The sequence below is a fragment of the Vibrio plantisponsor genome (assembly GCF_013041605.1).
GTDB lineage: Bacteria > Pseudomonadota > Gammaproteobacteria > Enterobacterales > Vibrionaceae > Vibrio > Vibrio plantisponsor.
Map to the genome: position 1 here is coordinate 232,103 of NZ_JABEQC010000001.1, position 25,671 is coordinate 257,773.

Consider the following 25,671-nt stretch of genomic DNA (forward strand, 5'->3'; position numbering starts at 1 on the left):
ATTAATCATTCATGAAATGCAAATAGATATGAAACTAAGTGACTGATTTAATTTAGTGTTTACTCATATTAGTGCACATTTATGCCAATGAGAGAAACCCAAGATTAAGATTCTACCCACAAACGAATCAGAGCATGCGTTAAGTTACCCCAGCAAACCTACAACTGATTACTTTCTATTTAACCAAAAATATGAGGGCACAAATGTACAACAAAGCACATATATGCCGCATGAAACTTGTCCGTTTCATTGCCAACTTGAGAATACCCAAAAACCATATCTGGCTATTTTTTGCACATCAGAATTCCTGTATCTAAATTACAAATATCTCATTAATTATTTTTCCAATTTATTTCAAAGTGTGAAATAAATTAACTAGCGTGACAAAGATCACTCTAAAAATCTCAACAAGTTCTTAATTTAGCAAATATGTGACACGTGTCGACTTATTTAAAAATGATTTTTTATCCATAATGGGATGATGATCATTTAATATTTATTGACATTTTTCCAATGAGTAATTTGTAGCAAAATTACATAGTAGAAAAATGAAGAAGATCACAAAGAATTTATTTGAAAGGCACCAATTATGATTGGTTGATCACAAAAAACCCGTTCTCAGAGCCAACTAGAAATTGTGTGGTAAATTTATTGAGTGTTATTCAATCAGCGGTTTTGGCGAACCGTTACTACAACAAAACTAATCAGAACATCGAACGGGGTAAACTTATGTTATCACCAGAAGCAAAGGTCAAGGTACAGAATTTTGGCCGATTCCTTTCCAATATGGTAATGCCGAACATCGGCGCATTTATCGCTTGGGGTTTTATTACAGCACTATTCATCCCAACTGGCTGGATTCCAAATGAAACACTATCCAGCATGGTAGGTCCTATGATCACTTACTTGCTACCACTACTTATCGGTTATACCGGTGGTAAAATGGTTGCAGGCGATCGTGGTGCAGTTGTTGGTGCAGTAACCACTATGGGTGTCATCGTTGGTACTGACATTCCAATGTTCATGGGTGCAATGATTGCAGGTCCTCTGGGCGCTGTTGCTATCAAGAAATTCGACCAAGCTGTTCACGGTAAAGTGAAAAGCGGCTTCGAAATGCTAGTGAACAACTTCTCTGCTGGTATCATCGGTATGATCTGCGCAATCATTGCGTACTTGGTTATCGGTCCTGCAGTGAAAGTACTTTCTACTGGCCTTGCTGCTGGCGTAAACACTCTAGTTGAATCAGGTTTACTACCTCTTACTTCACTTTTTGTTGAGCCTGCTAAAATCCTATTCCTGAACAATGCGATTAACCACGGTATCTTCTCACCACTTGGTATTCAGCAATCAGAAGAACTAGGTAAGTCAATCTTCTTCCTAATCGAAGCTAACCCAGGCCCAGGTCTTGGTCTACTTATCGCTTACATGGTATTCGGTAAAGGTAGTGCTAAACAATCAGCGGCTGGTGCTTCAATCATCCACTTCCTAGGTGGTATTCACGAGATCTACTTCCCATACGTACTTATGAACCCACGCCTAATCATCGCTGTAATTGCAGGTGGTATGACTGGTGTATTCACTAACGTATTGTTCGATTCTGGTCTTGTATCTCCAGCATCTCCTGGTTCTATCTTCGCAGTACTACTGATGACACCAAAATCAGCATTCGTTGGTGTTATCCTATCAGTAATCTGTTCAGCAGCTGTTTCATTCTTTGTAGCATCTCTACTGATGAAAACTCAGAAGCAAACAACTGAAGATGACGATTCTCTAGAGCAAGCAACTAGCCAAATGCAAGACATGAAAGCGTCTTCTAAAGGTCAAAACCCAGTTGCTGCAAACATCGACATGGGTGCAGTTCGTAAAATCATCGTAGCTTGTGACGCAGGTATGGGTTCAAGTGCGATGGGTGCGAGCTTGTTACGCAAGAAAGTTGATGCTGCAAATCTAGATATCGAAGTAACAAACCTAGCAATTAACAACCTTCCAAACGATGTAGATATCGTTGTCACTCACCGTGATCTTACAGACCGTGCACGTAAACATGCGGCTAATGCTAAGCACATTTCGCTATCAAACTTCCTTGATAACGCTTTGTACGACAACTTAGTGGCAGAACTTACAGCGGCGAAAGAGGGCGCACTAAAAAAGCCTGAAGCACCAGCAAACACTAACTCTAGTGAAGACAAAACACTAAAGCTATCCAATGAAAACATCTTCTTAGGCTTAACTCCGAAGAGCAAAGAAGAAGTGATCAAGTTTGCTGGTGAACAACTTGTAAAACTGGGCAATGTAGAACCTGAGTATGTCGAAGGCATGCTAGCTCGAGAGCAACTGGTATCTACATATCTAGGTGAGTCCATCGCCGTTCCTCACGGAACTATCGAAGCTAAGCAGTACGTTAAGAAAACCGGCATCGTCTTTTGCCAATTCCCTGAAGGTATCCAGTGGGGTGAAGACGAAGATGATGTTGCGAAACTGGTTATCGGTATTGCTGCGCAAGGTGATGAACATATTCAAGTTATCACTGCTATCACCAACTCACTTGATGACGAAGAAGCCATCGAGTGTTTGAAGACCACAACTAACCCTGGTGATGTTCTTCGTATATTAAATGGCTAATTAGCGTTTTGAGCCATGCTCCTACACGATGAACTTAAGGCCGGTCCCCCCCGACTGGCCTTCTTTTAAATTTGAATTTTTGGAAGGTATGTTATGAAAGCGTTGCATTTTGGTGCCGGCAATATTGGCCGCGGTTTTATTGGTAAGTTACTCGCAGACGCAAACATTCACGTTACATTCACAGACGTCAATCAGGTGGTTGTAAATGCACTGATTGAAAGAAAGGAATATCCAGTAAAAGTAGTAGGCGCTGATTGCGTTACAGAGATTGTAACCGGTGTCACTGCTATTAATTCTAACGACCCAGCGGTCATCGACTGTATTGAAGAAGCAGATATTATTACTACTGCGGTTGGACCTACAGTTTTAAGAATCATTGCAAAAACATTAGCTCAGGGACTTGAAAAAAGAGTCAAGAGCGGTAAGACTTCGCCTCTAAATATTATTGCCTGCGAAAACATGGTACGTGGTACCACTCAGCTAAAAGAAGCCGTATTTGAGCTTCTTGCAGAAGATGTGAAAGCGCAAGTAGAACAGTTTGTGGGTTTTGTTGACTCAGCTGTCGACCGTATCGTTCCTCCAGCAGAAGACGGGGAAACCGATCCTCTGGCAGTAACAGTAGAAACCTTCAGCGAGTGGATTGTCGACGAGACTCAATTTAAAGGCGACATCCCTAACATTCCAGGCATGGAATGCACAGACAACCTAATGGCGTTTGTAGAGCGTAAACTGTTTACCCTAAATACAGGTCACTGTGTGACAGCCTATTTAGGTAACATTGCTGGCCATAAAACGATTCGTGAAGCCATCGAAGATCCTGCTATTCGTAGTGAAGTGAAACAAGCGATGGAAGAGAGCGGTGAAGTACTAATTAATCGCTACGGGTTTGAAAGAGAAAAGCACGCAGCCTACATCGAAAAGATTCTAGGTCGTTTTGCTAATCCATTCCTTGTAGACGAAGTGGATCGTGTTGGTCGCCAACCAATCAGAAAATTGGGACCAAATGATCGACTCATTAAACCTTTGCTCGGTACAATTGAGTACAACGTAGCAAATGGCACTCTACTAAAAGGCGTTGCTGCTGCTTTGAAATACACCAATGACAGCGACCCACAAGCAGTAGAACTGCAAGCTTCTCTTCAAGAGGTTGGCGTGAAAAAGACACTCGCGCATTACACTGGCTTGAATGAGAACAGCAAAGAAATACAACAAATTGAAGCTTTATACGCTCAGCTCTAAAAAGAGAATGAGCGCAATTAAAGCGACAACTTTAGAGGGCTGCCATTCAGCCCTCTAGCCCAAAATTCGATTAGAACATTATATGGTAAACACAATTAACGAAACTGAAATATTAGAACGATTAAATGACGCGTCATCCGTGCGTGGTTATTTCATTGCTGCCGTAGAAATATTCAGTGATGCCATTACCGCCCTGATGGAAAGGATTTTTCGTAAAGATAATTTCGCTGTTCAATCGGTTGTAGGCCCCCTACTACACGATACAGGCCCATTAGGAAATCGTTCTGTCAGGCTCAAACTGCTTTATGGTTTAGGCGTTGTTGCCGATGATGTCTACCATGACATTGAGTGCTTTATCAAAATTCGCAATCAACTGAATAAAGACGGTTCAGAGTATACCTTTACCGATCCAAACATCGTTGCTCAAATCAAAGAACTGAACCTAGTGAAAAAGTCGGGCATGGTTCCTTTTGACGCAATGGATCCAGACCTAGACATCGACTTAGACTTTTACCATCTGCAGCTTCAACGCCAACAACAGATGATTAAATCCGGCTTATCTCTAGCGATAATTGAAATATGCAATGATCTCAACAAAGAGAGCCCTTTTTAAACAACTGTCTACAGTTAATGCCCTCACATTCCCACTTTTAAATCATGACACTACCGTTTTTTCATCAGCATGTTAGCCTTCTGACCATTATTCGTTAAATGAGAACGTGCAATGAAAATCGGTATTATTGGTCTAGGTGATATCGCGCAAAAGGCCTATCTCCCTGTAATCACATCCATTCCTGACATCGAACTCGTATTCTGTACTCGTAACGAACAGGCGCTTAAGACACTCGCAAATCAATACCGCGTTTCTTCATACTGTCGTGATTACAAAGAGCTGCTTGGCTTTAATGTTGATGCTGTAATGATCCATGCAGCAACGAGCATTCATCCTGAAATCGCCAGCTTCTTTCTCAGCCACGGAATCCCGACATTTGTAGATAAACCATTGGCTGACAGTGCTCAGGCATGCGAAACACTTTACCAGTTAGCACAAAAGCACAATCAGCCTCTGTATGTCGGTTTTAACCGCCGCCATATTCCTCTTTTCAATCAACATTTGTCTGGCTTGCATCAGGGCACTCTCAACAACTTGCGCGCCCTTCGTTGGGAAAAACATCGCTATAACTTAACGGGCGATATTCGAACCTTTATTTTCGATGACTTTATCCATCCTCTGGACAGCGTAAACCTGTTCGCAAAAGCCGATCTGCAAGATGTGTATGTCACGCATCAAATGTCTGGTAATGAACTGGCGCGTATTGATGTGCAATGGCAGCATGGCGAAACACTATTGCATGCTTCAATGAATCGTCAGTATGGCATCACAGGAGAACGTATACAGGCTCATTTGGTCAATGAAGCGTATGAATTTGACTCCTTCGTTTCCGGAACTCGCTGGGTGAACAACCAACAAACCTCACTGTCACTTAAAGACTGGACGCCGATGTTAGAAAGCAAAGGCTTTGCGCACATGATTAAAGACTGGATAAGCGTTGTGGATCAAGGCTCGATTTCTACATCCGTCATTGAGCGTAACCTTGCCAGCCACCAGCTAGCAGAAGCTCTTTGTAATAAAATTCACAGTTCGCTCTAAAAAGATCTGTATCGCCTATACTTAACTCGTTGCCACTCTATTCCTAGACTGCACTATGGGAGGGTATATGGAATTAAGAAATAAAGCTGGGCAAGTCACTCAACTGGCTGACAACCTCACTTTAAAAGAAGTTCAGGATATGGGATTCACCATCGACTTATGTGATGAAGCCTACGACCCAAACGAACACTGGCAGGTTCAGCAAGATAAACGCAACCAACGCCGAGATTATCCTGAAGAGTAACGAAAAACCGAGCTGCTAGGCTCGGTTTTCATCTTTATTGCTCAGAATTGAAACCACACGCTAATCAATCTGATTGATAAACCACGATTTAAACTCATTCAACACTTCTGAGTATTGAGGCATTTGCAAAGCCAGTGTGGTAATGCACGGCTCAATGCTTGCTTTGTTATAACTCAAATTCGCTAGTTTCTGCGCTAATAGCTCCATCGGCAGAGGGTCTAACATATCGCTGAAGATTTTCGCTTCAAGAATGGTTCCTTTCTCTACATCGAGATACACATCAACCCCACCCCATGTAAAACGTTCATCCATACGATGAGTAAACGGTGGCGTTTGTCCGAAGTTCCAATCCCAGCTTTGTTGTACAGCGAACTTATCACTGAATGTTGGTAAATCGTGGAAGTTTTCTGGCGTGATCCATTCAGCGGTGACGGACTCGTCATAATGTTCTAAATATGCTTCGATAATCGCTTCACACACTTGCTCGTGATTGATATCTGGCTTAACCGTATTGAGGTTGATTACACGAGATTTCACGGAAGTAATGCCCTTCGCTTGCAGCTTTTTCTCATCAGGATTGAGGTAATCAGCAAGGCGATTTAAGTCTGCACTGAGCAATAAAGTACCGTGATGAAAACCTCTGTCTAAGGTTTCACGGTACGCCGACCCCGAGAACTTCTTAATTCCAGCTTCGTCTTCTATCACCAAATCGTTACGACCATTTGCCACACCGTTGATCCCCAGCTTCGCTAAAGCAGCCAGTACAATATTGGTCGAAATTTCTTTGTCATACTCAGGCTTTGCCGCCATAAAAGTAAAGTTGGTATTACCTAAGTCATGAAATACCGCACCTCCGCCTGTCTGACGACGAGCGAGCTTTACACCGTCTTGCTCCATACTGTCTGTCTTACACTCCCTCCACGGGTTTTGAGCGCGGCCAATTACCACAGTATCGGCATTGCGCCAAAGGAACAGCACCCTTTGGTCCGAAGGCATAGATCGAAAGATCGTATCTTCGACCGCTAAGTTAAACCAAGGGTTAGTGGAATCTGAGATTAGAATGCGAGTTTTGCTCATCGAGTTCTGTTCCTTACAAGGGATAAGACTTGGCTATCTTACTGATCAGATGGCATAAACACGAGTAGATATTTCCAATTGCATCAATTGATAAATCAATACAATTAAAAAGGTTAAACAATCACCACAGCCTGCGATGGTGGTTTAGGGGTGATAGAAAAACAGCCTCTTAATGAGGCTGCTGTAACTAGATGAAAATTAACTTGCGAGGCTTATTCGAAACATACTTTAGCCCATCGAGCCAGACCTGCCGTTACCGAACCAAAGTAGTTACCGCTGACCACAGGTATATTTGGCAAAACTTGTTCTACTGCACTGCGTAGGATTGGTGAACGTGCTGAGCCGCCAGTCATAAAGATCACATCCGGCTTAGTCCCGCCAAGTGTTACCGCTTCAGACACCAGTTCCACCATTTTGCTTTTTGGCACTTCAATCGCTTCAATCATTTCATCTAAGCGGATATCAACATCAATTAATTCTGATAAGACCTTTAGCTGCGCAGTGAATACCTGTGAATCGGAAAGCGCGATTTTCGCTTCTTCGGCTTTCTTTACCAAACTGTAGCCTAAAGTGTCATGGTAAACCGAAAGCAATCTCGCCAGCTTTTCAGGTTCAGCCGCTTCTTTGTGCAGATGTTTGAGGTCTTTTAGATTCTCTTTAGCAAAGAACTTCGCCTGTGCGCTAACGTCGTTGATTGCAATCGGATTCCAGAACTGGGTCAAAGGCATTTCCAGCCCAGAAAGGGTTTGACTGCCAAAACCGAAAGGATTCATCAATTGTTTGAAGGTCATGTGAATATCAAGGTCGTTACCGCCAATTCGCTGACCTGTATGCGCGATAAGACTGTCATTACGATCAGCTTTACCTGCCCAAGACGGTCCCATTTTGATCAGCGAGCAGTCGGTAGTACCACCGCCGATATCGACCACCAACACGGTTTTGTCTTCAGTTAGTGACGCTTCATATTCTAAGCCAGCCGCAACAGGCTCAAATTGAAATTCAATATTGCGGAAACCTGCTCGGGTAGCCGCGCGACGCAAAATGGTTTCAGCTTGTATGTTAGAAGCCTCGCCGCCTCTACCTTGGAAGTTTACTGGGCGACCAATCACTGCATCGGTAATGATTTGCTGAGAGCTTTTTTCGGCTTGTGATTTGATGTTCGCCATCATTGCGCAGACTAAGTCTTCGAAGAAACCCAATTGAGCTTCACGTAGCCCCATCGCGCCAAGGAAAGACTTGGGTGATTTTACATAATAGACTTCGTGTGGATCAGACAGATAAAGATCCAGAGCCGCCTGACCAAACATCACATCGTCAAATTGCAGGTCAATATCTTCTTCGCGATTTGCCGCAATGGCACGGCGAAGGCGCTGTTCGCCATCTGCGTCCAATGGTGCTAAGTCGCGGTGACGAAACAGATGCTCAGCGACAGAATCGCGAGTAGGAGCAGCCAATGTTGAAGGGATGTAGAAACTGTCTTTCTCTAAAAGATGCAACTTTGGATCATTGCCATCCATACTTGCCACAGAGCAGTTCGCGGTACCGTAGTCAAAACCGATATACATCTTAAGCCTCCAACTTGAAAAAGGTCGGAGATGCTACCGTAAACAGCGCGTCAAAAACAGCCCGAATATAAAAAAGACAATAAAAAAGGGCAGATTTAACTCTGCCCTTTCGCTGTCTATCGTCTTACTTTCTCAAGCTTCAAATTGTGGAAGCTCCAAACAAGTAGATGATTAGCCCGTTAAACCCTGTTTTGCCAAGTACTCATCGTAAGTACCATGGAAGTCATTCACGCCATCTTTAGTAATTTCGATGATGCGAGTAGCAATTGACGATACAAACTGACGGTCATGAGAAACGAACAGTAGCGTGCCTTTGTAGTTTTCTAGCGCTAAGTTCAAAGACTCAATCGATTCCATATCCATGTGGTTAGTCGGTTCGTCCATTAGAAGGATGTTTGGTTTTTGCATAATCAACTTACCAAACAACATACGACCTTGCTCACCACCCGAAATCACTTTTACTGATTTCTTGATGTCATTTTGAGAGAACAGCATACGACCTAAAATACCGCGAACTGTTTGCTCGTCGTCGCCGTCTTTTTTCCACTGACCCATCCAGTCAAGTAAGTTCATGTCTTGTTCGAAGTCATGAGCATGGTCCTGAGCGTAGTAACCAATGTTGCTGTTTTCAGACCACTTAATTACACCTTCCATTTGCGTCATTGCGCCTGCAAGCGTGTTAAGGAAAGTTGATTTACCGATACCGTTCTCACCGATGATTGCGATGCGCTCACCCACTTCAACCATTAGGTTAACACCGTTGATCAGGATGTTGTCACCGTAGCCCTGTTTCAGGTCAGTCACTTCTAGTGCGTTACGGAACAACTCTTTTTCCTGTTCAAAACGGATGAAAGGGTTTTGACGGCTTGAAGGTTTCACTTCTTCAAGTTGGATCTTGTCTAGTTGCTTCTGACGTGACGTTGCTTGTTTTGCTTTTGATGCGTTTGCAGAGAAGCGGCTTACGAACGTTTGAAGCTCGGCCATTTGTGCTTTCTTCTTCGCGTTGTCAGCGTGCAGACGGTCACGTGCCTGTTCAGCAGCGATCATGTATTCGTCGTAGTTACCGTGGAATAGGCGCAGTTCGCCGTAGTCTAGGTCAGCCATATGAGTACATACGGTGTTTAGGAAGTGACGGTCGTGCGAAATGATGATCATTGTGCAGTTACGTGCTAGTAGAATTTGCTCCAACCAAGCAATTGTATGCATGTCCAAGTTGTTGGTTGGTTCGTCTAGTAGCATGATTTCAGGTTCAGCAAATAGAACCTGAGCCAATAGTACACGAAGTTTTAGACCCGGCGCGATTTCGCTCATCAGACCGAAATGTTGCGCTTCTGGAATACCCAGACCTAACAGCAACTCACCTGCGCGAGCTTCTGCAGAGTAACCGTCCATCTCAGCAAATTCAGTTTCTAGGTCGCCTACACGCATACCGTCTTCGTCAGACATTTCTGGAAGTGCGTAAATGCGGTCACGCTCTTCTTTCACAGCCCAAAGCTCTTTGTGACCCATGATAACGGTATCAACAACGGTGTATTTTTCGAACGCGAACTGATCCTGACCCAGTTTCGCCATACGCTCGTTAGGGTCTACAGAAACGTTACCGCCAGATGGTTCAAGCTCACCACCTAAGATCTTCATGAATGTAGATTTACCACAACCATTCGCCCCAATAAGGCCGTAACGGTTGCCATTACCGAATTTGATCGAGATATTTTCAAATAATGGCTTATCGCCAAATTGCATGGTGATGTTTGCAGTTGTTAGCACGTAAAATTCCTAAGTAGTAAACAAGAAAAAAGTTGGCAATTAGCCAACTTTTCAAACTGGGGCAATAGTAGCAGCTTTTGTGATAGACATCACCCCCAATAAGGGGCATTTGTTTTTACTGACTCGCTTTATTACGTAAAACAGTATTGCTAAGAACAAAGCGACTACGCAAAGCACCTTTGGATGAACTGAGCTGCGAGTATTGCGCCTTCGGAAGAAATCGTATGCTCTGTCTCTGGCTCATAACTCTCTTCAACATTGAAGTTTGACTGGCTAAGCAGCTTTGCCGCGTTCTGACTTTCAGTCCAAGGAATGACAGGGTCACTCTGGCCGTGAATCAATAACACAGGAGTATCCGAATTCTTTGCATAAGGTTGTGGCGAAGAAAGCCGACCTGAAAAAGCCACCACTCCGGCTAACGGGTATCGCGCACTCACCAACGCATCTAACGACATAATTGAGCCTTGCGAAAAGCCGACAAACACCACTTTGTCTGTGGCGAAATCTACGTTGTTTTCAGCAAGCAGCGCTTTAATCGTTTTATCAAATGCTCTTCTCGCCTCGACAATGCGTTGCGGGCGGTTTTCCGCTGTCACGCCAATCAGACTAAACCATTGATAACCCACATTGGCTTGATCAAAAGCGAATGGCGCGTTAGGTGATAAGAACAAAGTATTTGGCAACAATGGATGCCAAAAATCCCCTAATGAACTTAAGTCTTCACCATTACTTCCTACCCCGTGGAGCAGAATTACTACTTGTTTAGACATTTTTAACCCTTAAAGCTGAACTGACTTCTTCATCTTAACTTAGAATATTTTGAAGATTATGTAGCGATTAAATGAATGATTAACAACATACGGAAGATAAAAGTTTGATGCCATTCGTTTTAGCTTATATCAAAGCATGTTCACGCAAACTCTTTTACCATGACTCAACATTCACCTCTCGACTATACCTATGAGCCAGCCAGACATCCTTAAAACCATCGCGAGTTTTACCTCTATCGAGCAGGCTCTCGACCATTTTGAGATTGAGTTTGACAGCCGTTTTATCGATGAATACCGCTTACAGGTTACCAAGATATTTAACGGTTATTTGATCATGCAAAAACCCGAAGACTGGTTTGCGGCAAGACGCGCTTTAAAGAACGCTTACTGTAAAGTTCAGAGAGGAAGATTAGATCCCCATACTCGCTCTGCATGCCGCGGCTGTACTTCTTGTCAGCGCCGTTAATCCTAGCCGCACTGTTCGCTCCCTTGCTAACTCGCTCATTTACATTGTAAATCACAGTTTCAAGCCAGCAGCGAATAACGGTGTTGAGCATTTGCTTTGAAGCTGATTGAATGGGCATAAATCACTGAAAGGAATTGCTATGTCCGACAAACTCTCCACTTCTGCGTTAGCGAAACTGCGTAATGTCGATGCGAAACAGCTATTTTCGGACCTATCCAAGGCAGGCTATCTCAGTCGCCATGAAGGTCAATGGCTGCTGACTGATCTCGGCGCAAAATTCGGTGGAGAATACGTTGAACATCCAAAATTCGGTAAATTTGTCGTTTGGCCGGAAAACTTACTTATCGACCTGATGGCCACAGGTGGCAACACCTTAACGGCAACCCAAGTGGGTGAGTATTTCAAACTCAACCCTAAGAAGGTCAATCAACTATTGAGCGAACTGGGTTGGATAAAGAAAGAAGATGAAGGATGGATAGCGACCCCATCAGGCATTCGTGTTGGCGCGAAACAGCGTGAAGATAAATCGTCTCAGCAAAAATTTGTGGTGTGGCACGACTCTATTCGTCACAACCCTCACCTGCGTCAGTCCGTCGTCGAGTTTCTAGGGCAAGATGCACAAACACATGCAACGGATAAATCCTATTCCAGTTTCCGCCAAAAATTCGAAGCTAAACACCGAACACTAGACGGTCATTACGTACGTTCTACCGGCGAACTGCTTATCGATAACTGGCTTTATCTGGCAGGCGTAATGCACGCATATCAACGACCTCTTCCTATTGAAGAGCTTGTAATGAGTGACTTTTATCTGCCCTTAGGTAAGGTCTACATACAATACTGGGGAACTGATAGCGGAGAGATTTCTTTAAAACAGCAGGAAAAAACACGTCAGCTTTACGCTGCGCATGAATTCAATTTAATTGAAATTTCGGCAGATGAAGTCCATCAGTTGGATGATGTGCTGCCTGAGAAATTGCGCCAGTTTGGTATCAAAGCGTATTAACTGACCGGATACCAAACTGACTATAACAAACTAGAACTGACTAACGGCGACCGCCGTATCTTGCCCCGTAAGCCACTTCTTTTGGCACAATTGTTTGGCCAATAGGAGCCAGTGAAATCACCGCCAGTTTCAGATGTTGCAACGCGAACGGAATCCCAATGATGGTGACAAAACACGCCACCGCTGACAGCACGTGCCCAATAGCCAACCAGATACCTGCAAGAAAGAACCAAATAACATTACCTATCTTGCCTAAGATGCCAGTTCCAACGTCTTTGCGGAACGTCAATTCATTACGATAAACCGCTTCTTTACCAAACGGGAAGAATGAGAAAGTGCCGATGACGAAACATGCACGCCCCCATGGAATACCAATCAGGCTGACAAACGCAATCAGGCCAACCAGCCACCACGCCAGTCCCATCACGACACCGCCACATAAAAACCAAATAATATTGCCGATCGTTCTCATTAAAACCTCTGACTTGAGACGCTATTCGCTAAGCTTCTGTGTCCAATAATGACTAAGGGCTATTTCACCACTCAGCTTAAAGAAGCAACGCATTAATAAGCGTCCCATACAAAAAAGAAACCTCAGACCTTAAAGGCTGAATCCACTAATGCTACTAAAGCCAGCAAGAAAAGACTTGCGGTTGGCGCATAAATCAGCGTTTTCCCATAAGGTTTACTGAAAAGAGTATTGTCGAACCTTTCTTAACAGGAGATGAATTCCCCTGAAAGATACAGAACTGCAAAAGTATTTACATGAAGCTGCGCCAAATTGCGGTAGTACCGCTGATCACACAAAGTGCTAATGCACCGATACGAATTTTCTCTTTAGGCAACGCATGGGTTGTCTTACGCGCCAGCGCATAACCTAGCCAAGCGGCAGGTAACAAAGGAATACTCAACATTACATGATGCATATTGAGGTATCCCGCCGGCACTTGAATAACCAATGAAATGATTGAACTAAACAAAAAGAAAGCCGAAAGATTCCCGCGTAACTGATTCGCTTCTTGGTGTTGTAACAGTAACGCCATTGGTGGACCGCCAATAGAACTGCTGGTACCAAAGAAGCCAGAGAAGAAACCAGCAACAACCATTCGCCCCGGAGTTGGTTCAATACGGTACGGCAGCAAACTCACTAATACCGCAAACCACACCAATAGACCCAACCACAAAGCCAGAACATCGCTTGATACCATCACTAGCAAAATACCACCAGCAATAGAACCCGGCACGCGGCCAATCAGAGCCATTTTCAATCCACCAATTGAAATGTCCGAACGTAACTTAATGGCATTCAGCAATGAGATAAACAGCGCACAAATAACGATAGGGGCAGGCACGTAGTCAGGAGAAACCGAAAATAAAAGTGGCGCAGCCACGATGGCTAAACCAAATCCTATTGCCGTTTGAACATACGAACCAACAAATATCAAAAACATAGCAATAAGAGTGGTACTACTTAAATATTCCATCATGCTGCCTTAAAAGACCCTAATTGTGAGACGTTTTGCCAAGATCGGACGATCCTATCGATGGAGCATTCTTACACAATCCGTCGAATTTGTAGAGCCACTCTTTGATTTGATTAGTAAACAGATCCAGCTAGCGAAAGTCAGCCCCCATCAGAAAGGTGTTAGTTTGGCGTATAAATGAATGGTCACCTGAGTATGGGTAGTGGTCTCAATGTCATTTAAGGGATTGGCATACGATGCCACGTCATTGGAATAAATTCGTGTGAATGCAACGCATTAAATGTTTAAGTATCAGGCGTGGACCTGGGTGCCAACATAGTTATGGCGTATGAAGTGAGTGAATCCCCATGAGCATGGATAAACTCTGTGATTGAGATGAGCAAACGCAGCCTCATACCAATACATAAAGCGCTGCATCTTCAACTAGGAAGAGCATAATTAAAACAGCTTTTCAATTGATAGAATTGCTCTACAATAGCGCCTCTTCCGAACTCATCCGAATTTAAAAAACAGGCATTTCTTTCATGTCGAATACGATTACGAGATCCATTTTATTATTGATTCTCGCAAACTTAGTAGCGTCGTTTTCCGATGTTTCACTAAAAATACTCAATGGCGAAGTGCCTACTTTCCAATACGTATTTATTCGCCAATTTATTGGTACATTGATACTGCTGCCTTTCTGGTTGAGATTACCTAAAGAGCAACGTCAACAAGGGCGTTGTAAAGTCGCATTCACTCGAGCTCAGCTCATTCTGCTCGGCAGTGCTTGTGCGATGATCACCATTACTTACATTCCACTAGCGACCGCGAACGCGATTTTCTATGTTGGTCCAATTCTGATGCTGCCACTTTCCGTGTTCCTCCTCGGCGAGAAGCCAGCAATGAAACAGATCATTGCTACCATTATCGGTTTTATCGGCGTGTTAGTGGTTTTACGTCCTGAGCAGTTCCACTGGGCAGGTATTGCAGGCTTAGGTTGTGCTCTGTCGATGGGTTTGGGAAACATCTTGATTCGCCGCTTGCCATCGAATCAACCACTGGTCAGCACTTTATTTTGGACCAACGTAATGACGCTACCGCTCGCGTTAATCCTCGCGATTCCAGGCTGGTCTGCCATTTCTTGGACACACCTTGGTTGGATTGTGATTATTAACCTCTTGGTTCTGGCTTGGCACGCACTAGTAGTAATGGCTTACAAGAAGGTTGAAGCTAACCGTATTGCACTTGCAGAATACTCAGGTTTGGTGTTCGTTACATGGTTCGGCATCATGTGGTTTGACGAAATACCAGACATGCTAACTGCGATTGGTATTTTGCTGATTGTGGTACCTATGATGCCTGTTAAATGGTCAAAACTGTTTAGAATAAAGCAAAAGGCAGAACCAGTAGCCGCAGAAAACAGCTAAAAGCAATAACAGTGATAAGCCAAGACGAAGCAATCACCACAGCGCTGATTTAGAACTGACAACTGAGAATAGACAACAAAAAGCGAGCTAATAAGCTCGCTTTTTTATTCATTTTACGTGAGCAAGATTACTTGTCTTGGTTCTCTTGCTCTTCCTTCTGGCGCTTGTGCTTCGGCACGTAGTTCAGAATAGAAATAGGCACAGGTTTACGAGGTTGGAAACCTTCCACTTCGCGACGCTCAATCAAGTGACCTAAACGGCTCTCAATCATGCACAAGTTCTTGAAGTTATCTTTCGATACGAAGGAAATAGCTTCACCACTTGCGTTTGCACGACCAGTACGACCAATGCGGTGCACATACTCATCTGCTGGGAATGGCAAATCATAGTTCACCACGCGAGAAAGCTCTTCAATATCGATACCGCGCGCAGCCACACCCGTCGCTACTAGGTATTTAATCTTGCCGTTTTTGAAATCTTCCAGTAAGCGCGTACGCACTTCCTGACTACGACCACTGTGGAATGCTTCAGCGGCGATTTCACGCTTTTCTAGCTGTGATACCAGCTTAGCCGCACCGTGTTTTGTCTCGATGAAGATCAAAGTCTGATCCCACTGATTTTCTTTAATCAGATGGCTAAGTAGTGCTGATTTCATGTCTTTATCGACGGTGATCAACCACTGCTCAATGTTGGACTTCGAAGCCTGATTCGCCGCAATTGAAATTTCATACGGATCGTTAACCGCCGTTTTCGCTAAATCACGAACCTTATGAGACAGCGTCGCAGAGAAAAGTAGGCACTGAGCGTCAGTTGGAACACGGTCAATGATCTTGTTGATAGATTCGATAAAGCCCATGTCTAACATGCGGTCAGCTTCATCCAACACCAGCATTTCGATCTCTTCGAAATACACAGCGCGCTGACCATACATATCAAGCAAACGTCCCGGTGTCGCCACCAGCACATCCACGCCATCAATCAACGCCTGCTTTTGTGCCTTTTCATCTACTCCGCCGTACATCGCAAGCGAAGTGAGCTCAGTAAATTGACCGTACTCTTTGACTTTTTCTGCTACCTGAATCGCCAACTCACGGGTCGGTACAAGAATCAGCGCACGAACACGTTTTTTCTTCTGTGTTTTTCCGCGCTGTAATTTTTCCAGAATCGGCAAAACAAAACTCGCGGTTTTACCCGTACCTGTTTGTGCCGCGGCAATTAAATCCTGCCCTTGCAAAATCACTGGAATGGCTTTGGTTTGAATAGATGTAGGTTTCTGATAACCAAGATCCGCCACTGCTTTCGACAGTGCTTCACTCAATCCTAGTTTTGCAAATGACATGAATCGACTCTGAAAAGATTAATTTACGAAAAAGATAGAACAGCTTTTGTTCACCTGCTCTATTTAGAGGCGCGAAGTGTAACATGAAGTGATTCAATATAAAAAATAGCGGCCTTTTCGGGCCGCTACATGTATTTTCCTAATATTATCTTGACTACGGGCTTAACCGCGCAGCAGTAAATGTTGTAGGCGTCGGTTGCTTGGGGTAACCGAAGCATCGACCTTATACATCTTGTTATTGAGATCAAAGATGATTGGCTGTTCTGACTTAACTTGCTGTTTAGCATTAAACGGAACAATGATAGATACCGGACCTTTACTTCCCTGATATTCATATACAAGGACGGAACTTAACATGTTGATGTCAACTGGTATGTCGGCCTGATACTCATCACTGGTTTCATGCTTAGCTGTCTGAATTGTTTTCATTGCTTCGGATGTCATGAATGATTCAAAACGCTCATCAATATTTCGCAACTTTGTACGACGCGCATCGTTAAGGAATCGTTCTTTTTTGTTGTCACTGAGTAACTGGGCAATTGTCCGCTCTTGTCTTTCAACGGCATTCTTCGCGTCACGGTAATCGCGTTCTACACGATAAGCTTTAACACCCAACTGGTTCTCACCAATGATTTTTGAATCATTGATTTGCTTCTGTAACTTGCGGATTTGATCTTTATTACTCTCTTCTGCAAGCTTATAACCAATATATTCTTCCAAAAGAACTCTGCCACTGATATGAGACGGAGCATTCAGCATATCTTTATGATTAGGTTGTAAATAATAACAAGTACCGTCTTTGTAGAAACCTGTAAGATCACGATAGTCTTGACATTGAGTGCCTTCTTTAAGCGTACGGGTACGGTAACTAAAGCTGTATGATTCATTCATACGAATAGGTAGTTTTAAATCAACAATATCTTTACGCACAAGATCGGTGTACTTATTCAGCATCTCCTGTTTCTTTGCAGAAAGTGTTTCAATTTGTTGTTCCAACTGAACCTTGGTTGCTGCATCTTTGGCATAGAAACTCGTTAGCTTATCCTGAACATCCTGAGCTTTGACCAGGTTTTGTTTTGCTTCCGTTAGCTTTGGCTCATTCTCACGAGTAACTTTATCTACGTTAGACTGCCACGCCAATTCATCTTCTTTTTGTGCATTTTTGATTTTGTTAAGTTCTGCATCAACAATTTTCTTCAGATCCGCGTTATTAATAAACGAAGTATCCGCTGCAAGTATCGCATCATAATCGCTTGAAGAGCTGAATATACGGCTCGCTTTGCCTGCTTCATCAGCCAAATTATTAATTTGTGCAACTTCTTTTTCAGAAAGCTGGTAGATATCGGCTTTCTTAAATTGCAAACCTTGGAGTTCAAACAGAGCTTCAGATACTGGTCCTACTTCTACAGACACTTTGTCACCACAGCCAGACAACGCAATCGCCGTTGCACTTAACAGCAGTGTTTGTACAATTCTTTTGTTCATTCCATCACCCTTTCAATATGGAATTATGAGAAAAAACTTTTGTGAGAGGCAACAAAAATAAAGCTCCCTAAAACAAAAGTGAATTCAAATGATGAGTAAAAAACTTAGCCCAAGCTATGCTTGGGCTAAGAAATTGACTTAATATGCTTTGTTTGACGTAACTCGAGCCAAACCTTTAACAACCTTGTAAAGCGTGTAGAAGAATGCGAACACTACAATGAACCAGCCCACAACAAACACAGATGTAACAATACCGATAATGCTCAGAATCAATGAAACCCAAAATGTTCTCTTGATGTTCGCATAATGACTTTCAAAAATTGTACCTTTTGCGTCAGATGCCTTAACCATGCCCCAAATACCGCCGATTAAAAATCCAAGCCCAGTCCAAAAACCCAGAAGCATCAGGGCATAGGCAACAATAGCGTGTGTTTTTGCAGACTTTTCAACTTGTGAAAGCTCTGTTTTCGCAGCGTCAAAACTTGTTTGATTCACTGTTGTTTCCAATTCGCTCATGAATAGATCCTTTATTTGTAAAATATTTTTTATTTGATTATTTATTTAAATAGTAAAATTTATCGTTAATACCTTTTGGCATATCCATCTCCAATATTTCTAGTGTTAACTGCGCTCCTTACTTATCTATATAAATTTCTACTACTGTTCTCTTTGTTCTACTCAAGTCCTATGAATACCGAGTTACACAGCAGCTAAATAAAAGACTGCGAGAATCAATATCCAATGGGTAAACCTAGCCCTATCAACCTGAAAATCATAGAAAACTAAACTCATATTTACCGATTAATAGCTAAGCGTCAATCCATTAATTACAAAAATATATTCTATTTTATAAGTAAGTTAACCGAGTGTATGAGTAATAACCAAGCAAAAACGAAAGAAAAACAGAATGTGAGTTTATAAGAATGAAAGGAATAGGATATATTCAGATACCAGCCATCTTCCATACTCACTGAATATAAAAGTGACCGATTGAATCATAGAGAACAAAAGAGCTTAACGGTGGTTATTTGACCGATATTGATAAACAAACCCTATTTGCCATGGATGGCAAATTGGAGCCCCAAGGATGGGTTTATGCGTGTTTGTGTTCAATATCGGTCACTTTCATTGCTACGCAAAAGTATCAGAGGTTCATCTCGGCACTAATTTGCTCTACCCAACCTGCGATGCGTTGCTCGGTCATACTTGCTTGATTGTCTTTGTCGAGAACTAAACCCACAAAGTCATCACCATCAACCGCATTTGAAGCGTTGAACTCGTAACCTTCCGTTGGCCAGAATCCAACCATCTCAGCGCCGCAGTTCGCCACGTAATCATAGAGTTCACCAAGAGCATCGACGAACTCATTGCTGTAGCTCACTTGATCACCTAAGCCATATAACGCAACTTTCTTGCCTGTCAGATCCATATCGGAAAAGTTAGGAAGAAACTCTTCCCAGCTCTCCTCTTGGCAATCCACTGACAAACCCGGAAGCTGACCTTGCCCTAATGTCGGCGTACCGAGAATCAAACATTCGTAGCTGGTGAACTCTTCCACATCGACTCGGTTGATGTTCTTTGGTTTGTCCGCAATTTCATCACCCAGTTGCTTTTGAATCAGCTTCGCCATTTTGCGAGTGCTACCTGTATCGGTACCAAAAAAAATGCCTACTTTAGCCATACATCACTCCTTTGAAAAATATGTTCTGACCATTCCTAAATCGTTTCAGTGACATTGATTGACCTCTATCTGTAGTGCAATAGCTGTACCTGATTGAGATCTATTAAATTCAATAAGTTATAAACTTTGTGAAACGTACAAACGACAAATTGTCACAAAGCCGACATCAATCGTCGTCGTCATCGTCATCGTCATCGTCATCCTCAGGTTTCCATATCAGAGGACGATAAATTTCCACTCGGTCACCGTTTTTTAACGGCGCATCGAGAGTGGTGATCTTGCCGAATATGCCAACCTTCTGGCTGTCGAGTTCTATGGTCGGATACATTTCTAAGATCTTCGAACCATGAATGGCACTTAAAACGGTCGCCTGTTCATCCACCGTCACGGGAAGCCACACTTGCTCGGTTGGCAAAGCATAGACAACGCTTACTTTCATCCTTGCTCTCCTTGCATATCCAGTTTCTCAAGGCGATTGCTTTCTAAAACCGCAAGCAGTTTCTGCTTCAAAGCCAGAACCAAGCCCAATGCGAGAAAACCGCCGGGCGGCAGGATTACTAGCAACAAACCGTGATAATCAGGAATGACGGTGGTTTCCAAAAACGAAAAACTCTTGCCGAGTAACAAGCTCGCATTACTAAACAAAGTGCCGCTACCAACCACTTCTCGGATACCTCCAAGTACGGTCAGCACCCAAGTAAAACCTAAGCCCATGAACACGCCGTCAATAATGGAAGGCACTAAGGGAGAACGGCTGGCATAGGACTCAACCCGTCCTAAAATTGCGCAGTTGGTTACGATGAGTGGAATAAAAAGCCCTAGCACTTTATGCAGTGGATGCAGATAGGCGTTAAGTAAAGCATCGATAACAGTCACAAGAGTCGCGATTATGATAACGTTCACGGGGATCCGAACCGCTTTACTTATCACGCCTTTTGCTAGGGAATTGAGAGCATTCGAGAGCACCATCACCACCATAGTCGCAAGCCCCAAACCTAAACCGTTGGTGGCACTGCTGGTAACCGCCAGCAGTGGACATAACGCTAACGACTGACTGAGGATAATGTTGTTGCTCCACAGCCCTTGCTGAATGATATTTTTGTACTCACGATTTGACTTATTGCTTGAAGAACAATCACTCATGGTTTGCCTCCTGCTCCTGTGCTAATGCGAGTAGCGCTTTATGGACACCCTTCACCACACTGCGTGGCGTGATAGTCGCGCCACTGAACTGATCAAAGTCACCGCCATCTTTTTTCACTGCCCAAAGCGGAGTGCTTTCTAACGAACGTTTGGCAAAACTCAAAATCCATGAGCTTTTCGCTAATTCGATTTTGTCACCCAGCCCCGGAGTTTCACTGTGGCTGATGATCCGAACTCCGAGAATTTCACCTTGTGGTGTAGTTCCTACCAAATAGCTAATAGGACCGCTGTAACCATCTTGCACGCCACGAATAACCCAACTAATCACTTCGTGTTGGCTGTTCTCAACCGCAAATAAATCAAACTGTGAACCTTGATACTCAATGACTTTTCCGCTGGCAAACACATCGTTGCTATACTCCTGCCCCGCCAGCACTTCGCTCAGCAGCGCGTTCTGATCTTCTGCGATACGCTGTTCAATCAAAGGCTGGGTAATCCACTGAGTCAGCACCAAAAATATGGCAGCCAGACCGCATGTCACCGCAAGCAAACCTGCTTGGTAGCCAACCTGTTCTTTCCATTTTTCAATCTGCTCCATCATGACGATTTCTCCACCGCAGGACGACGACCAAACACATTCGGACGCATGTAGTAATCAATGAGCGGACTGGCAGCATTCATCATCAATACCGCAAACGCCACACCCTCGGGATAGCTACCAAATGTTCGAATTAACCAGACTAAGAATCCGCAACCCAATCCATACAGCATCTGACCGCGAACACTGGTTGGTGATGTAACGAGATCGGTCGCGATATAGAACGCGCCGAGCATAGCGCCACCACTGGTCCATTGAATCCAAAACGGAAGGTAGCTCTCTGGAGAGATAAAATGCGCCACCAGTGCAGGTGCGCCCAGCCCTAACATAAAACTGGTTGGAATGGCCCAATGAATAATGCGGCGATAGAGCAGATACAAACCGCCAAGCAAGATAAACAGTGCGTTAGTTTCACCGAAACTGCCTGATTGCTTACCCAGCAACAGGTCAATAAATACGATAGGTTCGGTACGCTCGGTACTCAGAGCAGTCGCGGAAGTGACACCATCAAAGTGAAACCAAGCATCCGGTACTGAAACCAAGTTATGGCTTAAATCAATGGGAGTTGGGTCTGCCCAAAGCGTCATTTCCACAGGGAAACAGACCAACAACATCACACGCGCTAACATCGCTGGATTGAAAAGGTTTTGGCCTAACCCACCATAGATATGTTTACCCAAAGCGATAGCAAAAACAGCACCAAATACCCCAAGCATGACCGGAAAAGTGGGTGGCAAACTCATCGTCAGTAATATGCCAGTAAGTAACGCCGATCCATCCATACAAGCAATTGGGTTCTTTTTCATCGCCATCAAGCATAGCCACTCAGCAACTACAGCAGCTAAACAAGTTGCCAGCATTAGCACTACGCTGTTTAAACCAAACTGAAAGAAGCCAAAAATGCAGGCTGGAAGCAAGGTCAAAATCACGGTGTACATGATGCGAGTGCTGGAGTTCGCATTGTGGGCAAATGGCCCTATCGCAGCGTCATACTTAATCATGCTTGCTCCTCCTTCGCTTGTCGTTGAGGTCTAGGTGGTCTTGCTGGGCGAACGGGTTTGTCAGAAACCAATGAGATGCTTTCTTCAACCACTTCAGCACTCGGATTTCTCGCTGGACGAGCAGGTCTTGCTGGGCACTGAGGTTTTAATGTCACCTCATTTAATACAGCCTCAGCTGATACAGACTCGTTTTGCTTAGTGCCTGTGCGAGCAGCTCTTGCGGGACGTGCAGGTCTGCCCGTTTTATCCGCTGCCATATCTGCAATGACAGTTTCTGAAACGGCAGAAGCACGAGCGGTTCGAGAAGGACGTGGTGTCGATTTCGCTGCAGCAACAGCAAGCGCCTCTTGTTCTAAGCGTTGCTTGCGAGCTTCATTGAGCGCTTTCACTTGCGCTGATTTTCTCTCTTGCTGAGCGTTAGAATTAATCACTCCTTTGGCGTGCATAAAATACTGCACTAAAGGAATGGAAGATGGGCAAACATAGCTGCACGCACCACAAGACAAACAGTTTTGCACACCAAGTTCTTGAGTGCGTTTGAAATCAGAAACTCGTGTGTACGCGGCCATCTGAAACGGCATTAGATTCATCGGACATGCACGAACACATTGACCACAACGAATACACTCCTGATGTTTGTATTCATCGATCACTTCATCTTCTGTCAGAGCTAGAATGCCACCGACCGTTTTATCTATCGCCGCCTGAAGTGACGGGATCACTTGCCCCATCATCGGTCCACCAAAGATCAAGCGTTCGGTACTGTCACTTAACCCGCCACAATAGTTGATCACATCATTGACGGGTGTGCCGATGGGTATATCTATGTTGCATGGCTGATCAATACCTTTGCCCGAAACCGTCACGATGCGCGAAACCAAAGGTCGTTCAAAACGCACCGCATGATACACAGCGCGAGCGGTCGCAATGTTGTTAACCAGAATGCCGATTTGAGTCGATAATCCACCCGCTGGCACTTCATGACCCGTGAGGGTTTTGATCATATGCTTTTCTGAACCCATTGGGTAAACACTTGGCACCAGACGGATCTCGACATCCGGTTCGGCATTGGCCGCATGGAACATCTCATCAAAAGCATCGCGCTTGTTGTCTTCAATACCGACGATGGCTTTTTTCGCACCGCTTGCTGTCATCATTAGCTTTATGCCAGCAATGATTTCAGCTGGATACGACTGCATCGTGAGATCATCACAGGTGAGATAGGGCTCGCACTCACCACCATTAATGATGAGCGTCTCCACGTTCGCTTTGCGTGCAAACATCAATTTGGCTGCGGTTGGGAAACCTGCACCACCCAAACCAACAATCCCCGCTTCTTTTACTCGCTCGATAATTGTTTCAGGGTCGAGGTTAGTAATACTGCCACTGGATGCGGGTTTTCCCCATTGGCGATCTTCGTTTGCACGAATGATGATGGTATCGCACTTCACTTTGGCAGGATGGGTAGTCAAATGCTCAGTAATCGCTGTTACAATACCATTCACCGGCGAATGAACCGGAGCCACCATATCGGTATGCCCGACTGCAATTTTCTGACCGCGATAGACGTGTTCACCCACAGCCACCAGCGATTTTAAACGTGCGCCATTGCGTAATTGCAAAGGCAAGAAAACATTACGCGGCCAGAAGCCAGTATCAATTTTCTTATCACTGGTTAGCTCTTTGTAAGCTTTTGGATGGATCCCACCACGAAACGGATGGCCGCTTAAACTCAACATAATCTACTCCTACACCGCGACCGGTAATGTTGGTTTTGGCCAGTACCAACTCGCTGCATCTGGCTGAACTTCAACCATAGATAAACAGCCTTGAGAACAGGCTTTCTGACATAACTGACATCCGGTACACACATCCTTGATAACGGTATGCAGTTGTTTTGGAGCACCGACAATGGCATCAAATGGGCACGCTTTATAGCAGCGGTTACACCCCGTGCACTGGCTTTCTGCTATGTACGCCACTAGCGGCTTGTCTTGATCAGCGACATCGATAGACACACCCAGCATTTCAGCAACTGACACTGCCAAATTCGAACCACCCGGAGGACACGCATTCGGGTTGAGTTCACCTGCCACCATTTTTTCAGCCGCTTGTCGACAACCCGCCTCACCACATTGCCCGCATTGACCTCCGGGCAAAATAGCTTCAATTTGGTCAACCAGTGGATTGCTCTCTACGCGAAACAAAATGGCTGCATAACCGAGTGCGATACCCAGTAAAGCCCCCAGACAGACAAAAAACACTAAAGCTATGACTAACATCGACAGTCCTCCTTGACCGCTACCTTCTTCTGATCTCTACCTTGTTTGACCTCTAGCTTACTGAACAGCTAATCAGGGTTGTCGCTTACCTAAGCCATTCCTGAAAAGCCCATAAAAGCCATCGATAGAAACCCTGCGGTAATAAATGCGATGGGTGTACCTTTGAATGCAGCGGGAACACGGCTGAGTACTAGCTGGCTACGTAACCCTGCGAACAAAGTAATCACAATTAAGAAACCTGCTGCCGAACCGACACTGAACATCAAGGTATCGATAAAAGAGAGATCATCCTGAACAGCAAGCAGCGCAACACCGAATACCGCACAGTTAGTGGTGATCAGCGGAAGATAGACACCCAAAGCCTGATACAGAGCGGGGAAACTTTTCTTTACGTACAACTCGGTAAACTGAACCACAGCAGCGATGACAAGAATGAACGCGATAATACGCATGAATTCGAGCCCCAGAGGGCGCAAAATATAGAACTCCAGCAGCCAAGTTGAGACCGTCGCGATGGTAAGTACGAATGTGGTCGCCACCCCCATTCCCACAGCGCTACTGATCTTGCTCGATACCCCCATGAACGGACACAGACCGAGAAACTTAGCCAATACCACGTTGTTCACGAAAGCGGCACTGAGCAAAATAATCAATCCTTCAGACATAACTTGATTCCTTTTCTACGGGTTAATTGCTACTAGGGTCAGTTGACCTTTCCCTAGCTTGGTGCATACGTTATGCCAGCCGTCTTTTTTGCACTAAATTGAATCGCACAGCCCTGAAAATACAGATGTTAACGCGCGATTAAGCGCTGTTTTCAAGCCCACTTTTGCTTTGTCAGG

Annotated in this window: 25 protein-coding genes; 8 read left to right on the top strand and 17 right to left on the bottom strand. The window is 44.3% G+C overall.

Going from position 1 to position 25,671, the window contains the following annotated elements:
- Positions 1 to 729: 729 nt before the first annotated feature.
- The 5 genes from HKI82_RS01180 (at position 730) to HKI82_RS01200 (ending at position 5,756) form a co-directional block, all read left to right on the top strand.
- On the top strand, positions 730 to 2,622 hold the full coding sequence (locus HKI82_RS01180; RefSeq protein ID WP_171137200.1) for a PTS mannitol transporter subunit IICBA: 1,893 nt from the start codon (positions 730 to 732) through the stop codon (positions 2,620 to 2,622).
- A gap of 93 nt (positions 2,623 to 2,715) precedes the next feature.
- Entirely contained in the window at positions 2,716 to 3,861 is a 1,146-nt protein-coding gene (locus HKI82_RS01185; RefSeq protein WP_171136938.1) for a mannitol-1-phosphate 5-dehydrogenase, read from the top strand.
- An 82-nt stretch (positions 3,862 to 3,943) separates the two neighbouring features.
- Positions 3,944 to 4,474, top strand: coding sequence for an MltR family transcriptional regulator (locus HKI82_RS01190; RefSeq protein WP_171136939.1), 531 nt, complete (start codon positions 3,944 to 3,946; stop codon positions 4,472 to 4,474).
- 111 nt (positions 4,475 to 4,585) lie between these two features.
- Complete coding sequence (locus HKI82_RS01195; protein WP_171136940.1) at positions 4,586 to 5,512, top strand: Gfo/Idh/MocA family protein; 927 nt, start codon at positions 4,586 to 4,588, stop codon at positions 5,510 to 5,512.
- Between the two features lie 67 nt (positions 5,513 to 5,579).
- Positions 5,580 to 5,756: a hypothetical protein gene (locus tag HKI82_RS01200; protein ID WP_167828584.1), complete on the top strand. Its 177-nt coding sequence runs from the start codon at positions 5,580 to 5,582 to the stop codon at positions 5,754 to 5,756.
- Positions 5,757 to 5,816: 60 nt separating this feature from the next.
- Here HKI82_RS01200 and HKI82_RS01205 read toward each other — a convergent pair whose 3' ends face one another.
- From HKI82_RS01205 to HKI82_RS01220, 4 genes are all read right to left on the bottom strand, one after another.
- Positions 5,817 to 6,833 carry a lipoate--protein ligase gene (locus HKI82_RS01205; protein ID WP_171136941.1) on the bottom strand — a complete coding sequence of 339 codons (1,017 nt, stop codon included), beginning with the start codon at positions 6,831 to 6,833 and terminating at the stop codon, positions 5,817 to 5,819.
- A 212-nt stretch (positions 6,834 to 7,045) separates the two neighbouring features.
- Positions 7,046 to 8,398 carry a molecular chaperone gene (gene yegD, locus HKI82_RS01210; RefSeq protein ID WP_171136942.1) on the bottom strand — a complete coding sequence of 451 codons (1,353 nt, stop codon included), beginning with the start codon at positions 8,396 to 8,398 and terminating at the stop codon, positions 7,046 to 7,048.
- 171 nt (positions 8,399 to 8,569) lie between these two features.
- Complete coding sequence (locus tag HKI82_RS01215; RefSeq protein WP_171136943.1) at positions 8,570 to 10,165, bottom strand: ABC-F family ATPase; 1,596 nt, start codon at positions 10,163 to 10,165, stop codon at positions 8,570 to 8,572.
- 164 nt (positions 10,166 to 10,329) lie between these two features.
- Complete coding sequence (locus tag HKI82_RS01220; RefSeq protein WP_171136944.1) at positions 10,330 to 10,935, bottom strand: alpha/beta hydrolase; 606 nt, start codon at positions 10,933 to 10,935, stop codon at positions 10,330 to 10,332.
- A gap of 190 nt (positions 10,936 to 11,125) precedes the next feature.
- Here HKI82_RS01220 and nifW point away from each other — a divergent pair, with 190 nt between their 5' ends.
- Positions 11,126 to 11,401 (top strand): nitrogenase-stabilizing/protective NifW family protein, encoded by a 276-nt coding sequence (gene nifW / locus HKI82_RS01225; RefSeq protein WP_081878616.1) that lies wholly within the window; start codon positions 11,126 to 11,128, stop codon positions 11,399 to 11,401.
- A 139-nt stretch (positions 11,402 to 11,540) separates the two neighbouring features.
- On the top strand, positions 11,541 to 12,407 hold the full coding sequence (locus HKI82_RS01230; protein WP_102953182.1) for a glycerol kinase: 867 nt from the start codon (positions 11,541 to 11,543) through the stop codon (positions 12,405 to 12,407).
- A gap of 40 nt (positions 12,408 to 12,447) precedes the next feature.
- Here HKI82_RS01230 and HKI82_RS01235 read toward each other — a convergent pair whose 3' ends face one another.
- On the bottom strand, positions 12,448 to 12,879 hold the full coding sequence (locus HKI82_RS01235; protein WP_102939986.1) for a YccF domain-containing protein: 432 nt from the start codon (positions 12,877 to 12,879) through the stop codon (positions 12,448 to 12,450).
- Positions 12,880 to 13,168: 289 nt separating this feature from the next.
- Entirely contained in the window at positions 13,169 to 13,891 is a 723-nt protein-coding gene (locus HKI82_RS01240; RefSeq protein WP_042479315.1) for a sulfite exporter TauE/SafE family protein, read from the bottom strand.
- Between the two features lie 524 nt (positions 13,892 to 14,415).
- On the opposite strand from HKI82_RS01240, the gene HKI82_RS01245 reads away from it, so the two are divergent.
- A complete protein-coding gene (locus tag HKI82_RS01245) occupies positions 14,416 to 15,300 on the top strand; it encodes a DMT family transporter (RefSeq protein WP_165313457.1) in 885 nt (294 codons plus the stop codon).
- 127 nt (positions 15,301 to 15,427) lie between these two features.
- On the opposite strand, the gene HKI82_RS01250 is transcribed toward HKI82_RS01245, so the two are convergent.
- From HKI82_RS01250 to rsxA, 11 genes are all read right to left on the bottom strand, one after another.
- Positions 15,428 to 16,639, bottom strand: coding sequence for a DEAD/DEAH box helicase (locus HKI82_RS01250; protein WP_171136945.1), 1,212 nt, complete (start codon positions 16,637 to 16,639; stop codon positions 15,428 to 15,430).
- A 162-nt stretch (positions 16,640 to 16,801) separates the two neighbouring features.
- Positions 16,802 to 18,124 (bottom strand): hypothetical protein, encoded by a 1,323-nt coding sequence (locus HKI82_RS01255; protein WP_102939983.1) that lies wholly within the window; start codon positions 18,122 to 18,124, stop codon positions 16,802 to 16,804.
- 138 nt (positions 18,125 to 18,262) lie between these two features.
- A complete protein-coding gene (locus HKI82_RS01260; RefSeq protein ID WP_102939982.1) occupies positions 18,263 to 18,640 on the bottom strand; it encodes a DUF4870 family protein in 378 nt (125 codons plus the stop codon).
- A 628-nt stretch (positions 18,641 to 19,268) separates the two neighbouring features.
- Positions 19,269 to 19,805: a flavodoxin gene (locus tag HKI82_RS01265; RefSeq protein ID WP_171136946.1), complete on the bottom strand. Its 537-nt coding sequence runs from the start codon at positions 19,803 to 19,805 to the stop codon at positions 19,269 to 19,271.
- Between the two features lie 166 nt (positions 19,806 to 19,971).
- On the bottom strand, positions 19,972 to 20,244 hold the full coding sequence (locus HKI82_RS01270; protein ID WP_171136947.1) for an RnfH family protein: 273 nt from the start codon (positions 20,242 to 20,244) through the stop codon (positions 19,972 to 19,974).
- On the bottom strand, positions 20,241 to 20,948 hold the full coding sequence (locus tag HKI82_RS01275) for an electron transport complex subunit E (protein ID WP_171136948.1): 708 nt from the start codon (positions 20,946 to 20,948) through the stop codon (positions 20,241 to 20,243). Before HKI82_RS01275 ends, HKI82_RS01270 begins: the two co-directional genes overlap by 4 nt.
- Entirely contained in the window at positions 20,941 to 21,549 is a 609-nt protein-coding gene (locus HKI82_RS01280) for an RnfABCDGE type electron transport complex subunit G (RefSeq protein ID WP_102939978.1), read from the bottom strand. The genes HKI82_RS01275 and HKI82_RS01280 overlap by 8 nt, the downstream gene beginning before the upstream one ends.
- Entirely contained in the window at positions 21,546 to 22,547 is a 1,002-nt protein-coding gene (locus tag HKI82_RS01285; RefSeq protein ID WP_171136949.1) for an RnfABCDGE type electron transport complex subunit D, read from the bottom strand. The genes HKI82_RS01280 and HKI82_RS01285 overlap by 4 nt, the downstream gene beginning before the upstream one ends.
- Positions 22,544 to 24,286, bottom strand: a complete 1,743-nt coding sequence (rsxC, locus tag HKI82_RS01290) for an electron transport complex subunit RsxC (RefSeq protein WP_171136950.1) — start codon at positions 24,284 to 24,286, stop codon at positions 22,544 to 22,546. Before rsxC ends, HKI82_RS01285 begins: the two co-directional genes overlap by 4 nt.
- A gap of 9 nt (positions 24,287 to 24,295) precedes the next feature.
- Positions 24,296 to 24,829: an RnfABCDGE type electron transport complex subunit B gene (locus HKI82_RS01295; RefSeq protein WP_102939975.1), complete on the bottom strand. Its 534-nt coding sequence runs from the start codon at positions 24,827 to 24,829 to the stop codon at positions 24,296 to 24,298.
- 89 nt (positions 24,830 to 24,918) lie between these two features.
- A complete protein-coding gene (gene rsxA, locus HKI82_RS01300) occupies positions 24,919 to 25,494 on the bottom strand; it encodes an electron transport complex subunit RsxA (RefSeq protein ID WP_042479343.1) in 576 nt (191 codons plus the stop codon).
- Positions 25,495 to 25,671 lie beyond the last annotated feature (177 nt).